The organism is Pseudomonas sp. NPDC089422 (assembly GCF_044749405.1).
Taxonomy (GTDB): Bacteria; Pseudomonadota; Gammaproteobacteria; order Pseudomonadales; family Pseudomonadaceae; genus Aquipseudomonas.
In genome coordinates this window covers 63,726-77,034 of the sequence record NZ_JBIVHW010000004.1, presented here as the reverse complement: position 1 = coordinate 77,034, position 13,309 = coordinate 63,726, and the positions used below count along the sequence as shown (strand labels likewise).

Here is a 13,309-nt window from a genome sequence, read left to right as displayed (position 1 = left end):
CGTAGGCCTTGCATAAAGAGGAGTTCAGGGCGTCAGCATCAGTTGGCTTGAGTATCGCCCTGGCGATTGTCGGTTGTCTCGGCGCTTGCGTTTTGCGCCGTCGGCAGGTTGCGGGCGATCAGGCCGCGATAGATCGCAGCCCCCAGGCAAGCGCCGAGGATCGGTGCGAACACCGGAACCAGGAAATACGGAATGTCCCGACCGCCAGTGAAGGCGATTTCGCCCCAGCCAGCCAGGAAGGTCATCAATTTGGGGCCGAAATCGCGGGCCGGGTTCATCGCAAAACCGGTAAGCGGGCCCATGGCACTGCCAATCACGGCGATCAGCAGGCCGATCAGCAGCGGGGCCATGGCGCCGCGCGGCAGGCCGTTGTTGTCATCGGTCAGGGCCATGATCACGGCCATCAGGATCGCGGTGATCACCACTTCGACCAGAAACGCCTGGCCAGTGGACAGTGACGGGTGCGGATACGTCGAGAATACCGAGGCCAGTTCCAGGCTTTCGGTGCTGCCACGCAGCATGGCGTGGGCCTGTTCGAAATCGAAGAACAGGTTGCTGTAGAGCGTGTAAACGAGTGCGGCGCCGCAGAATGCACCGCAGATCTGGGCGAGCGCATAGAACGGTAGCTTGCGCTTGTCGAAGCCGGCGAACAGGGTAAGCGCGATGCTCACGGCCGGGTTCAGGTGCGCGCCGGAAATGCCGGCGGTGAGGTAAATCGCCATGCTTACACCGACACCCCAGATGATGCTGATTTCCCATAGGCCGAAGCTGGCGCCAGCGACTTTGAGCGCGGCGACGCAGCCGGTACCGAAGAAGATCAGCAAGGCGGTGCCGAGAAACTCGGCCAGGCATTGGTTGGACAGTGTGGGTTCGCGTAGAGCAGTCGTCATGTATGACCTCGTTGTTTTTGTTGTGAGGCGCAAAGCGCTCGACAGCAAAGCCTGATGCCTATCCCCATTGACCTCAGGCGGGTGTTAAGAAGTGCACCTTAAAAGGGCACCATTTATTCAGAAACGAAAAAATATAGACAAGAAACGCTGATGTCAAAGGTCGAAAGTGAACGGGTAGTCACGTTTTGGTCGCCTGTTTCAAAGGCTGATGCCCGTCGTAGAGGGCGGCGTCAGTCATTGGCTGGCTGGGATCCAGGATTTGCCCTAAAGTAGCCGCGACCTGTCCCAGACCGGAGCACTGCATGACCCCCGCACTCGACCTGTTGAAAAAAGCCCGCGCCGAACATCGCGTGCATAGCTATGAACATGACCCCAAGTCGGCGTCATACGGGCTAGAGGCTGCGGAAAAACTTGGGCTCGATCCGCAGCAGGTATTCAAGACCTTGCTGGCGAGCAGCGAGAAGGGTGAATTGCTGGTGGCGGTGGTTCCCGTGGTGGGGACGCTGGACCTCAAGGCCCTGGCCCATGCGGCTGGGGTGAAGAAATGCGAAATGGCCGACCCGGCGGCGGCCCAGCGGGCGACGGGCTATCTGGTGGGTGGGATCAGCCCGTTGGGGCAGAAGAAGCGCCTGCGTACCTTTATCGATGATTCGGCGCAAAATTTTGCAACCATCCATGTCAGCGCTGGGCGGCGAGGGCTGGAGGTCGAGTTGGCGGCGGCGGTGCTGGCCGAGCATACCCAAGGCAAATTTGCCGGGATTGGTAGAGGCTGAGATTGTTGGGGCTGCAAAGCAGCCCCAGAAACCTGAATCAGGTCGCCGAGCTGTAGCGCCGGACCCCGTTCTCCTGGCGCGCCGCCTGTGTCGCGACACTGCCCGGCACCGGGAACAGCACCAGGTGGTCGGCCTTCACCGCAATCCCTACATCCTCACCGATCTGGTGGTCGATATGGCTCGGGAAGATCGCCTCGAGCTGGCTGCCAGTAGGCAACTGCAAACGGTACAAGGTCGACGCACCGAGAAAGCTCTTGCCCACGATGTTCGCCTGCAGGGCGCTGCCGGGGGCTGGCACGATGTCATCAGGGCGCAGCAGCACATCCACCGAGCTGCCCGGCGCCATGGTGTAGGCACGGTTGCCACGCAGCTCGCCCAACTCGGTATTGACCGCCTCATGGCTGCTCATCTGGCCACGGATGAAGTAACCCTGGCCGACGAAACTCGCAACGAACGGCGTCTGCGGTTCGTGATACAGGTTGTAGGGCGTATCCCACTGCTCCAGCCGGCCTTCCTTGAACACACCCACATGGTCGCTGACGGCAAACGCCTCCTCCTGGTCATGGGTCACCAGGATCGCACTGGTGCCGCGGCTCTTGAGGATGTCGCGCACTTCGTGGCTGAGGCGCCGGCGCAGCTCGACGTCGAGGTTGGAGAACGGTTCGTCGAGCAGCAGCAGTTGTGGCTCGGGTGCCAGCGCGCGCGCCAGGGCGACACGCTGTTGCTGGCCACCCGACAACTCATGCGGGTAGCGCCCGCCGAGGCCGCCGAGCTTGACCAGTTCGAGCATCTCTTCGATCACCTGCGCCTGGCTCGGGTGCTTGGCGATGCCAAAGGCGATGTTCTGCGCCACGGTCAGGTGCGGGAACAGGGCGTAGTCCTGGAACACCATGCCGATCCGGCGTTTCTCCGGGGCCAGGGTGAAGCCGGCGCGGGAAATCACCTCGCCGGCCAGCTGGATCTCACCCTCGTGCACCGGCTCGAAGCCGGCAATGGCACGCAGGGTGGTGGTCTTGCCGCAACCCGAGGAGCCCAGCAGGCAACCGATGTCGCCTGCGTTCAGGTGCAGGTTGAGGTTCTGGACGATGCGCTGCTCGCCGTAGCCGCAGGCGAGGTTGCGCAGGTTGAGCAGTAAGGGTTGACTCATGCGTGGTGGTAAGCCGGTTCGACAAGGAATTCGAGAAGGGCCTTCTGTGCATGCAAGCGGTTTTCAGCCTGGTCCCAGGCGACCGAACGAGGGTCGTCGAGCAGGTCATGGCTGATTTCCTCGCCCCGGTGGGCGGGCAGGCAATGCATGAACAAGGCGTCGGGTGCCGCCAGGTCGAGCAGTGCGCGGGTGACCTGGTAAGGCGCGAAATGCGCCAGGCGCCGTGCAGTTTCCTCTTCCTGCCCCATGGAAGTCCAGACATCCGTGGTCACCAGGTGCGCACCGCGCACGGCTTCATGCGGATCACGGATGATCTGCACGTGGTCGCCACCCAGGGCCATGAAGCGTGGATCGGGCTCATAGCCTTCCGGGCAGGCGATGCGCAGCTGGAAGTCGAACTGCTTGGCCGCTTCGATATACGAGTTGCACATGTTGAAGCCGTCGCCGATCCAGGCCACGGTCTTGCCCTGGATCGAGCCGCGGTGCTCGAGGAAGGTCTGCATGTCGGCCAGCAGCTGGCACGGGTGCGACTCATCGGACAGGGCATTGATCACCGGCACGCGGGATTTGGCGGCAAATTCGGTCAGGGTGCTGTGGGCGTGGGTGCGGATCATCACCACGTCGAGCATGCTCGACAGCACGATGGCGCTGTCACCGATCGGCTCGCCACGGCCCAGCTGGGTGTCGCGTGGCGAGAGGAAGATGGCCTGGCCACCGAGCTGGATCATGCCAGCTTCGAACGACACGCGGGTACGGGTCGAGGACTTCTCGAAGATCATGCCCAGCACGCGGTTCTTCAGGGGCTCGAACAGCACGCCTCGCTTGCGCAGGTCCTTCAGCTCGATGCCTCGGCGGATCACACCGAGCAATTCGTCGGTGGTGAAATCCAGCAGGGAGAGAAAGTGCCTAGCGCTCATGATTGACTACCTTATCTGCAACGGTATGCAGGTCGACCGTATGGTTTTTTTTGACAACGGGAGTGACCTGCGGCGTAAGCCGCACGGGGCGGACGAAATGGGAAAGGCGCAATACTATAATTAAATGTCGCCTGAAACCAAGAGGGGAAACAGCAGCTCGTTCTTAACATGTTGCAAAGGGTGTCGTATCCCTTGAGCCTGTGCTGTTTTTTATTTGCTACAGGAGGTTGTACACGGCTTGCTGGCAATTTGGCAAATGGCTGTCGCGAATCGTGCGCCTGATGTCGCGGGATTCACGCCGCGAAGCGCGCTGGCCGGCGCAAGGGCTGCGGCGCATAGTCGAGGCTCGACGACTCCCTACGACAACAAGGCAGAGGCGGCCATGACCAAGACCCTGCATCACCGTGCCTGTCACCTGTGCGAAGCGATCTGCGGCCTGAACATAGAAGTCAGCCACGAAGACGACGGGCGAGCGCTGATCAGCTCGATCAAGGGTGACCCCGAGGATCCATTCAGTCGGGGGCACATCTGCCCCAAGGCGGTGGCCTTGCAGGACATCCAGAACGACCCGGACCGTCTGCGCCAGCCTCACCGGCGGGTGGGGAGCGAGTGGCAGCCGATCGGCTGGGACGAGGCTTTTGCCTTGGCTGCCGAGAAGCTGTGGGCGGTTCAGCAGGCCCACGGGCGCAATGCCGTGGCGGCCTATCAAGGCAACCCCAGCGTGCACAACTATGGGCTGATGACCCACAGCAATTACTTTCTCGGCTTGCTCAAGACCCGAAACCGCTTCTCCGCCACCTCGGTCGACCAGTTGCCGCAGCACCTGACCAGCCATTTGATGTACGGCCACGGCCTGCTGTTGCCGATCCCTGATATCGACCACACCGACTTCATGCTGATCCTCGGCGGCAATCCGCTGGCCTCCAATGGCAGCATCATGACCGTACCCGACGTGGAAAAGCGCCTGAAAGCCCTGCGCGGGCGAGGTGGTCGCCTGGTGGTGGTCGATCCCCGGCGCAGTGAAACCGCCGCCATGGCCGACCAACATCTGTTCATCCGACCCGGTGGCGATGCAGCCTTGCTGTGTGGCTTGCTCAACACCCTGTTCGATGAAGACCTCGCGCGAGGTTCGCATTTGCCGATCAACGGCCTGCAACGCGTGCGCGAAGCGACCCTGCCATTCAGCGCAGAGGCGATGAGCGCACACTGCGGTATTCCCGCCACCCAGATACGCCAACTGGCGCGGGACTTCGCTGCTGCAGACAAGGCGGTCTGCTATGGGCGCATGGGGGTCTCGACCCAGGCGTTCGGCACCCTGTGTCACTGGCTGGTGCAACTGATCAACCTGGTGACCGGCAACCTCGACCGAGAGGGTGGGGCGCTGTGTACCGAGCCTGCGGTCGATCTGGTAGCGACCACGTCAGGTGGCCATTTCAATGCCTGGCAGAGCCGGGTTTCGGGGTTGCCGGAGTACGCAGGCGAGCTGCCGGTGGCGGCCTTGGCCGAGGAGATGCTGACCCCGGGGGAGGGCCAGGTGCGGGCGCTGGTGACGGTTGCCGGCAATCCGGTGCTGTCCACGCCCAATGGCCGGCAGCTGGATGCGGCGCTGGACGGGCTGGAGTTCATGCTCAGTATCGACCTCTATATCAATGAAACCACCCGCCACGCCGACCTGATCCTGCCTTCGACCTCGGCGCTGGAAAACGACCATTACGACAGCACCTTCAACCTGCTGGCCGTACGCAATGTGACCCGATTCAATCGCGCTATCCTGGCCAAGCCCGAGGGCGCTTTGCATGACTGGGAGATCTTCGTCGGCCTTGCTCAGGCGTTCGCCAAGCGTGCCGAACTGGAACTGAAACCGACCTGGCCGCCGGCGCAGATGATCGATCTGGCCCTGCGCAAGGGGCGCTATGGCGAAGCCAGCGCCTGGAATCTCTCGCTGCAGGCGCTGGACGAGCACCCTCATGGGCTTGACCTGGGGCCGCTACACGCCAACCTGCAGACACGCCTGGCAACCGCCAGCAAAGCCGTCGAGGCCGCGCCACAGGTGCTGCTGGATGACCTGCAGCGATTGGCCCTGCAGGCGCTGCCCGCGCCGGGCGAGTTGCTGCTGATCGGTCGCCGCCACGTGCGCAGCAACAATTCGTGGATGCACAATTTCCATCGCTTGGTCAAAGGCAAGCCGCGCCATCAACTGCTGATGCACCCGCAGGACCTGCAGCAACGGCAATTGCAGGATGGCCAGCGGGTGCGTATCCGTTCGCGCACCGGCACCCTGGAGGTCGAGGTGCAGGCCTGTGAAGACATGATGCCCGGGGTGGTCAGCCTGCCCCATGGTTTTGGCCATGGTCGTCAGGGTGTGCAGTTGCAGGTTGCCCAGGCGCAAGCAGGTGTCAGTGCCAACGACCTTACGGATGAACGCCTGCGTGACGCGGTTTCCGGTAATGCTGCGCTCAATGGCGTGCCCGTGCAGGTCGAGGCCGCATGAGCAACGGTAAGGCCGAGCACGCTGCTCGGCTTTCCGATACAATGCGTCACCGTGCCGACGACCGCGTCGGAAAGTTCAGCTGAGGTGCTAGATGGATATCATCGATACGATCAAAGAGCAGATTGCCAACAACACCATTCTGCTTTACATGAAAGGCTCGCCGAATGCCCCGCAGTGCGGGTTCTCGGCCAAGGCATCGCAGGCTGTGATGGGTTGCGGCGAGAAGTTCGCCTACGTCGACATCCTGCAGAACCCGGAAATCCGCGCCAACCTGCCAAAATACGCCAACTGGCCGACCTTCCCGCAACTGTGGGTAGCCGGTGAGCTGGTTGGCGGTAGCGACATCATGCTGGAAATGTTCGAGAAGGGTGAGCTGCAGACCCTGATCAAGGACGCCGCTGCCAAGGCCAAGGCCTCCGAAGCCTGACGTTCAGTCAGCCATGAAAAAACCCGCTCAACGCGGGTTTTTTCATGGCTGGAGAATTTACTCTTCGCCCATCTGCGACTGCAGGTAGTTCTCGATGCCGATCTTGTCGATCAGGCCCAGCTGGGTTTCCAGCCAGTCGATGTGTTCTTCCTCGGATTCGAGGATGTCTTCGAGCATGTCTCGCGAGCCAAAGTCGCCAGCGGTTTCGCAGTGGGCGATGGCGGCTTTCAGGTCGATCAGGCCCTTCTGCTCGATCTTCAGGTCGCACTCGAGCATCTCTTTGGTGTGCTCGCCAATCATGAGTTTGCCCAGGTCCTGGACGTTGGGGATGCCTTCGAGGAAGAGAATACGCTTGATCAGTTTGTCAGCGTGCTTCATCTCGTCGATGGATTCCTTGTACTCGTGCTTGCCGAGCTTGTTCAGGCCCCAATCTTCGTACATGCGCGCGTGCAGGAAGTACTGGTTGATCGCGACCAGCTCGTTTCCGAGGATCTTGTTGAGATGCTGGATGACGCTTACGTCGCCTTTCATGTCGGGTTCCTGCCCTGTAGAAGTGTGCCAATGCAGGGAAGTTTGAGCCTGTAACTGGGGGCTGTCAAACCTAAGTGTTTGAATAATAAGTGAAAATTAATGGAAATAAGAATGTTTGTGAACCGCGTTGGAGCGCTAACTTATTGATATTCAGGCATAAAAAAACCGGACACGAGGTCCGGTTCTTTGAATTCTGAAATATCAGGCAGCAGTAAATTCCACTGGATAGGGCAGGGCGGCGTGCTGGCTCACCTGCAATTCGGTGAGGGTCTCGCGGACCACCTGCTTGGCCAGGCAGGCGCATTTGCCACACTGGCTGGCGACGTTGGTCGCCGCTCGGACTTCCTTGTAACTGCAGCATCCTTCATAGATCGCATCGCGGATCTGTCCGTCGGTGACGCCGACACAAAGACACACATACATAAGGGCTGACCATCGCGGGTTGAGTCGATGGGTTGGAGCTTAATGTTAATGAGAATGCTTGTCAAAGGACTTTCTGAAAGGGCCGTGCTTGAGCGACCGACGGTTGCATTCGGCCTGTCACCACAAGCCGTGTATGATGGTCGGCCTTTGTTGGATGTCGGGCAAGCCTGCCTTGGCCCGGCAAACGGTTCTTCACCCTCATCAGGAGATTACAATGAGCGTACTCGTTGGCAAACAAGCCCCCGACTTCACCGTCCCAGCCGTCCTGGGCAATGGCGAAATCGTCGACAGCTTCAACCTGGCCTCGGCCATCAAGGGCAAGTACGGCCTGGTGTTCTTCTACCCACTGGACTTCACCTTCGTCTGCCCGTCCGAGCTGATCGCCCTGGACAACCGCATCCCTGACTTCCAGGCGCGCAACGTTGAAGTGATCGGCGTTTCGATCGACTCGCACTTCACCCACAACGCATGGCGTAACACCCCGGTCAACGCCGGCGGTATCGGCCAGGTCAAGTACACCCTGGCGGCCGACATCACCCACGAAATCTGCAAGGCCTACGACGTTGAGTCCGAAGGCGGCGTAGCCTTCCGTGGCGCTTTCCTGATCGACACCAACGGTGTTGTCCGTTCGCAGATCGTCAACGACCTGCCACTGGGCCGCAACATGGACGAGCTGCTGCGTCTGGTCGACGCCCTGCAATTCCACGAAGAGCACGGCGAAGTCTGCCCGGCCAACTGGAAGAAAGGCGACCAGGGCATGACCGCTTCGCCAGAAGGCGTTGCTGCTTACCTGAGCGAGAACGCTGGCAAGCTGTAATTGCCGCGCGCATGAAAAAGCCGGCCCATGTGGCCGGCTTTTTTGTGCCTGGGATCTGGGAGCTCCTAACGGGAGCGCGATTTCCTGTAGGAGCGGCCTTGCGCCGCGAAAGGGCCGCAAAGCGGCCCCAGGATTTCAACTCAATCGTTGAAGTCGCGCCAGCCACCCATTTCCTTCCAGCGGTTGACGATGCCGCAGAACAGCTCGGCGGTCTTCTCGGTGTCGTAACGCGCCGAGTGCGCCTCACGGCCATCGAAGTCGATGTCGGCGCTCTGGCAGGCTCGCGCCAGCACGGTCTGGCCGTAGGCCAGGCCCGCCAGGGTCGCGGTGTCGAAGCTGGAGAACGGGTGGAACGGGTTACGCTTGATATCGTTACGCGTTACTGCCGCATTGAGGAAGCCAAGGTCGAAGCTGCTGTTGTGGCCGACCAGGATCGCCCGTTTGCAGCCGTTGGCCTTCAGCGCCTTGCGCACACCGCGGAAGATGTCGGTGAGTGCGCTTTCCTCGCTCACCGCCATGCGCAGTGGGTGGTCCAGCTTGATGCCGGTGAACTCCAGCGCAGCCGGCTCGATGTTGGCCCCTTCGAACGGTTCTACCCGGTAGAAGTAGGTGTGCTCGGGGAACAGGAAGCCCTTCTCGTCCATGCCGATGGTCACTGCGGCAATTTCCAGCAGGGCGTCGGTGGCGCTGTTGAAGCCGCCGGTCTCGACATCCACCACGACTGGCAGATAGCCACGGAAGCGCTCGGCCATGGGGTGGCGCGAGCCGCTGCTACCCTGACCGTCCTGGTCGTCTTCGTAGAGGTCTTCGCTCACGCGTTGTCCTCCAGCAGGCGCCAGCGCAGTTTCTCACCGGCACGCAGCGGGATCACGGTCTGCTCGCCAAACGGCAGGCTGTCCGGGGCGGTCCACTCATCGCGGACCAGGGTGATGGTGTCGGTGTTCGCCGGCAGGCCATAGAAGGCCGGGCCGTGCAGGCTGGCGAAGCCTTCCAGCTTGTCCAGTGCATTGCGCAGCTCGAACGCTTCAGCGTACATCTCGATGGCCGCGTATGCGGTGTAGCAGCCGGCGCAACCGCAGGCGGCTTCCTTGGCGTGACGGGCGTGGGGTGCCGAGTCGGTGCCGAGGAAAAACTTCGGGTTGCCGCTGGTGGCCGCGTCCAGCAGCGCCACCTGGTGGGTGTTGCGCTTGAGGATCGGCAGGCAATAGAAGTGCGGGCGGATACCGCCGACCAGCATGTGGTTGCGGTTGTACAGCAGGTGCTGGGCAGTGATGGTCGCGCCGACATTGGCCGGGGCTTCGGTGACGAACTGCGCGGCGTCGCCCGTGGTGATGTGCTCGAACACCACCTTCAGGGTCGGGAAGCGCTCGACCAGGCGGCGCATGTGCTCGTCGATGAAGCGCTTCTCGCGGTCGAACACGTCGATCTCGCTGCGGGTCACTTCACCGTGCACCAGCAATGGCATGCCCACTTCCGCCAGTGCCTCGATGGCCGGGAAGATGTTGTCGATGCTGGTCACGCCCGAATCGGAGTTGGTCGTCGCGCCAGCCGGATACAGCTTGGCAGCGTAGACGATACCGCTGGCCTTGGCCGCGCGGATGTCCTCGGGGCTGGTGCGGTCGGTGAGGTACAGCACCATCAGCGGTTCGAAGCGGCTGCCGGCCGGGCGGGCAGCAAGGATGCGCTCGCGGTAGGCACCGGCTTCGACGGCATTGCGCACCGGCGGAACCAGGTTAGGCATGATGATGGCACGGGCGAAAGTACGCGCCACATCGCCAACGGTATGGGGCAAGACGGCACCATCGCGCAGATGGATGTGCCAGTCGTCGGGACGCAGGAGGGTCAGGCGATCGGACATTGGGAATTCCAGGCGGGTCGAACTCAGGCCTCAATGCTACCGGAAAACCCCGGTCCGAGCACGGCTATCAAGTTTTCCGGCAAGCGTCCGATAGCCTGCCTGTAAGCCGTCAGAATTTGTGGAGCCGCCCGTGCGCCAGCGTTACCTAGCCCTGTTGACCCTTGTCGCCAGCCTGCCGGCCGGCGCACTGACCTTCCAGACCCGCATGGAGAATGTCGCCTGGAAAGTCGAGGGTGACCAGTTCGAATGCCGCCTGATCCAGCCGATCGACGGTTTCGGCAGTGGCGAGTTCGTGCGCAAGGCCGGTGAGCAGCCGGTGTTCCAGTTGCGTTCGCACAGCAATGTGCTGGGCGCAGGTTCGGCCACCTTGCTGGCAGCCGCTGCCCCTTGGCAGCCGGGCCGCGGCGATGTGAATCTCGGCGCCGTGCGCATGGCCCGCAGCGGGGTGCTGTTCAGCTCGTCGCAGAGTCAGGCCAGTCGCCTGATCAACGGCCTGCTTGATGGCCGCAGCACGGTGGTGCGCAACTACACCGGTGAAGGCGGGCGTGTGATGGAGGTTCGCGTGCTGCCGGTCAGCTTCGCCAAGGCCTATGACGACTATCAGGCCTGTGCCAGCAAGATGCTGCCGATGAACTATGACCAGGTGCGCCAGACCCAGGTTGGCTTCCCGGGTGGTGGCTTCGATCTCGATGCCGACGCCCGTGCGCGGCTGGATGTGATCCTCGATTACCTCAAGGCCGACCCGACGGTGAACCACATCGAACTCAATGGCCATTCCGACAACAGTGGTAATCGCCTGACCAATCGCGACACTTCGCGACGCCGGGCCCTGGCCGTTGCCGATTACTTCAAGGCTCATGGTGTGCCGGAAGAGCAGATCGTCGTGCGCTTCCATGGTGAGCGCTATCCGCTGGTGAAGAACAACAGCCCGGCCAATCGGGCGCGCAACCGGCGGGTGAATATCGAACTGGATCGGGTGGCGCAGGTGGAGAAGCCGGTGGTGCAGCCGGTTCAGCAATCGGCGTCGGCTGCTCCTGCTGTTCCGCCTGCGGCTGCGGCGCCGGCAGCGGCTGCGTCCGGAGCAAAGACACCCTGATTTCAAGGTGTTTGCCTTGGGGTAGGTCTCGGGATTGCATCAGGGCCACCAGATGTTTGCCACAACATTTTCAGCGCCTGTGACGAACACGTCGCGCCACCGACAGTTCCTGTCGCTTTGTCGTCAGAAGCTGTCGCCCCACTGTAAATTTATCCGCAACGCCGGTAGAATCGATCCCTTTCCGTACAACCCCGTGGAGTGATGGCATGGCGGACGTAAAAAAGGTCGTACTGGCGTATTCCGGCGGCCTTGATACTTCGGTGATTCTCAAGTGGCTGCAGGATACCTACAACTGCGAAGTGGTGACCTTCACTGCTGACCTGGGTCAGGGCGAAGAAGTCGAGCCGGCTCGCGCCAAAGCTCAGGCGATGGGCGTAAAAGAGATCTACATCGACGACCTGCGCGAAGAGTTCGTGCGTGATTTCGTCTTCCCGATGTTCCGCGCCAACACCGTCTACGAAGGCGAGTACCTGCTGGGTACCTCCATCGCCCGCCCGCTGATCGCCAAGCGCCTGATCGAGATCGCCAACGAAACCGGCGCCGACGCCATTTCCCACGGCGCTACCGGCAAGGGTAACGACCAGGTTCGCTTCGAACTGGGCGCCTACGCCCTCAAGCCAGGCGTCAAGGTTATCGCCCCATGGCGCGAGTGGGACCTGCTGTCCCGCGAGAAGCTGATGGACTACGCCGAGAAGCACGGTATCCCGATCGAGCGCCACGGCAAGAAGAAGTCGCCGTACTCGATGGACGCCAACCTGCTGCACATCTCCTACGAAGGCGGTGTTCTGGAAGATACCTGGACCGAGCACGAAGAAGACATGTGGCGCTGGAGCGTCTCGCCAGAAAACGCCCCGGACCAGGCTACCTACATCGAGCTGACCTACCGCAATGGTGACATCGTCGCCATCGACGGCGTCGAGATGACCCCGGCCACCGTGCTTGCCGAGCTGAACCGCATCGGCGGCGCCAACGGTATCGGCCGTCTGGACATCGTAGAAAACCGTTATGTGGGCATGAAGTCCCGCGGCTGCTACGAAACCCCTGGCGGCACCATCATGCTCAAGGCCCACCGTGCCATCGAGTCGATCACCCTGGACCGCGAAGTCGCTCACCTGAAAGACGAGCTGATGCCGAAGTACGCCAGCCTGATCTACACCGGCTACTGGTGGAGCCCGGAGCGTCTGATGCTGCAGAAGATGATCGACGCTTCGCAGGTCAACGTTAACGGCGTCGTGCGCCTGAAGCTGTACAAGGGCAATGTCATCGTGGTTGGCCGCAAGTCGGACGACTCGCTGTTCGATGCCAACATCGCGACCTTCGAAGAAGACGGCGGCGCCTACAACCAGGCCGATGCTGCCGGCTTCATCAAGCTCAACGCACTGCGTATGCGCATCGCTGCCAACAAAGGCCGCGGGATGCTCTGAGCGTCTGGCTGAAGTGGCAAAACAAACCCCGGCTCTGGCCGGGGTTTTTTTTGCCTTCTGGACGCTGGTCTGATCAATGTCCATGGAGTAGATCCTCAGGCAAGCGGGTAGTCGAGATATCCACGCACTGCTGTAGATCCATGTTGCACAATCGCCAGTGCCTGTTCTCGACATGCGGTTGGTTAATGGCTTGCACAACTTGTTGTTCTATCAGTTTCTGCGCGTCAGGGCCGGAAAACATCATGGTTATGGTTTCCGGCAGGTCGGGATGCGTCGCAGGCTCAGGGATGTTCTTCTGCTCGGCAAGGTCAGGTTTGTAAAAGGACTTGTAGTTGAAGTTCAAGGTGAGAAAGAACAAGGCGGTGAGGAAGAATGGAAACCCTACAAGGAACCATGTGTAGTACGTCTGACTTTTTTCGCTGAGAAAAGGCAAGGTTGCCAAGGCAGAAGCTTCGATGATGCCGGCGAAGATGGCGATTATCGTCAGTGGAGCCACAGGTTGGTTATCGTTCATG

The 13,309-nt window shown here is 61.2% G+C and carries 14 protein-coding genes; 6 read left to right on the top strand and 8 right to left on the bottom strand.

Going from position 1 to position 13,309, the window contains the following annotated elements:
• Window positions 1-38: 38 nt before the first annotated feature.
• A complete protein-coding gene (locus ACIPZ8_RS09010; protein ID WP_400721719.1) occupies window positions 39-890 on the bottom strand; it encodes an MIP/aquaporin family protein in 852 nt (283 codons plus the stop codon).
• 302 nt (window positions 891-1,192) lie between these two features.
• Here ACIPZ8_RS09010 and ybaK point away from each other — a divergent pair, with 302 nt between their 5' ends.
• Window positions 1,193-1,663, top strand: a complete 471-nt coding sequence (gene ybaK, locus ACIPZ8_RS09005) for a Cys-tRNA(Pro) deacylase (protein ID WP_294326499.1) — start codon at window positions 1,193-1,195, stop codon at window positions 1,661-1,663.
• A gap of 37 nt (window positions 1,664-1,700) precedes the next feature.
• Here the strand turns inward: ybaK and ACIPZ8_RS09000 are convergent, their stop codons facing one another.
• Both ACIPZ8_RS09000 and argF read right to left on the bottom strand, forming a co-directional pair.
• The gene (locus ACIPZ8_RS09000) at window positions 1,701-2,810 is read right to left on the bottom strand and encodes an ABC transporter ATP-binding protein (RefSeq protein WP_400721716.1); all 1,110 of its coding nucleotides are present in this window, start codon (window positions 2,808-2,810) and stop codon (window positions 1,701-1,703) included.
• Complete coding sequence (argF, locus tag ACIPZ8_RS08995; RefSeq protein ID WP_400721714.1) at window positions 2,807-3,727, bottom strand: ornithine carbamoyltransferase; 921 nt, start codon at window positions 3,725-3,727, stop codon at window positions 2,807-2,809. Before argF ends, ACIPZ8_RS09000 begins: the two co-directional genes overlap by 4 nt.
• A 382-nt stretch (window positions 3,728-4,109) precedes the next feature.
• On the opposite strand from argF, the gene ACIPZ8_RS08990 reads away from it, so the two are divergent.
• Both ACIPZ8_RS08990 and grxD read left to right on the top strand, forming a co-directional pair.
• On the top strand, window positions 4,110-6,218 hold the full coding sequence (locus ACIPZ8_RS08990) for a molybdopterin-dependent oxidoreductase (protein ID WP_400721713.1): 2,109 nt from the start codon (window positions 4,110-4,112) through the stop codon (window positions 6,216-6,218).
• Between the two features lie 91 nt (window positions 6,219-6,309).
• On the top strand, window positions 6,310-6,645 hold the full coding sequence (grxD, locus tag ACIPZ8_RS08985) for a Grx4 family monothiol glutaredoxin (RefSeq protein WP_103449407.1): 336 nt from the start codon (window positions 6,310-6,312) through the stop codon (window positions 6,643-6,645).
• A gap of 57 nt (window positions 6,646-6,702) precedes the next feature.
• On the opposite strand, the gene bfr is transcribed toward grxD, so the two are convergent.
• On the bottom strand, window positions 6,703-7,176 hold the full coding sequence (gene bfr, locus ACIPZ8_RS08980; RefSeq protein WP_400721711.1) for a bacterioferritin: 474 nt from the start codon (window positions 7,174-7,176) through the stop codon (window positions 6,703-6,705).
• A gap of 201 nt (window positions 7,177-7,377) precedes the next feature.
• Entirely contained in the window at window positions 7,378-7,599 is a 222-nt protein-coding gene (locus tag ACIPZ8_RS08975; RefSeq protein WP_027918972.1) for a bacterioferritin-associated ferredoxin, read from the bottom strand.
• A gap of 214 nt (window positions 7,600-7,813) precedes the next feature.
• Between ACIPZ8_RS08975 and ACIPZ8_RS08970 the strand changes: the two genes are divergently transcribed.
• The gene (locus tag ACIPZ8_RS08970; RefSeq protein ID WP_027918971.1) at window positions 7,814-8,416 is read left to right on the top strand and encodes a peroxiredoxin; all 603 of its coding nucleotides are present in this window, start codon (window positions 7,814-7,816) and stop codon (window positions 8,414-8,416) included.
• A gap of 140 nt (window positions 8,417-8,556) precedes the next feature.
• On the opposite strand, the gene rnt is transcribed toward ACIPZ8_RS08970, so the two are convergent.
• Both rnt and pyrC read right to left on the bottom strand, forming a co-directional pair.
• Complete coding sequence (gene rnt, locus ACIPZ8_RS08965; protein ID WP_225923474.1) at window positions 8,557-9,168, bottom strand: ribonuclease T; 612 nt, start codon at window positions 9,166-9,168, stop codon at window positions 8,557-8,559.
• Window positions 9,169-9,227: 59 nt separating this feature from the next.
• Window positions 9,228-10,274 (bottom strand): dihydroorotase, encoded by a 1,047-nt coding sequence (pyrC, locus tag ACIPZ8_RS08960; protein WP_400721708.1) that lies wholly within the window; start codon window positions 10,272-10,274, stop codon window positions 9,228-9,230.
• A gap of 130 nt (window positions 10,275-10,404) precedes the next feature.
• Between pyrC and ACIPZ8_RS08955 the strand changes: the two genes are divergently transcribed.
• The gene (locus ACIPZ8_RS08955) at window positions 10,405-11,370 is read left to right on the top strand and encodes an OmpA family protein (protein ID WP_400721706.1); all 966 of its coding nucleotides are present in this window, start codon (window positions 10,405-10,407) and stop codon (window positions 11,368-11,370) included.
• Window positions 11,371-11,576: 206 nt separating this feature from the next.
• Entirely contained in the window at window positions 11,577-12,794 is a 1,218-nt protein-coding gene (locus tag ACIPZ8_RS08950) for an argininosuccinate synthase (RefSeq protein WP_294326457.1), read from the top strand.
• A gap of 73 nt (window positions 12,795-12,867) precedes the next feature.
• On the opposite strand, the gene ACIPZ8_RS08945 is transcribed toward ACIPZ8_RS08950, so the two are convergent.
• The gene (locus ACIPZ8_RS08945; RefSeq protein ID WP_400721704.1) at window positions 12,868-13,308 is read right to left on the bottom strand and encodes a hypothetical protein; all 441 of its coding nucleotides are present in this window, start codon (window positions 13,306-13,308) and stop codon (window positions 12,868-12,870) included.
• Window position 13,309 lies beyond the last annotated feature (1 nt).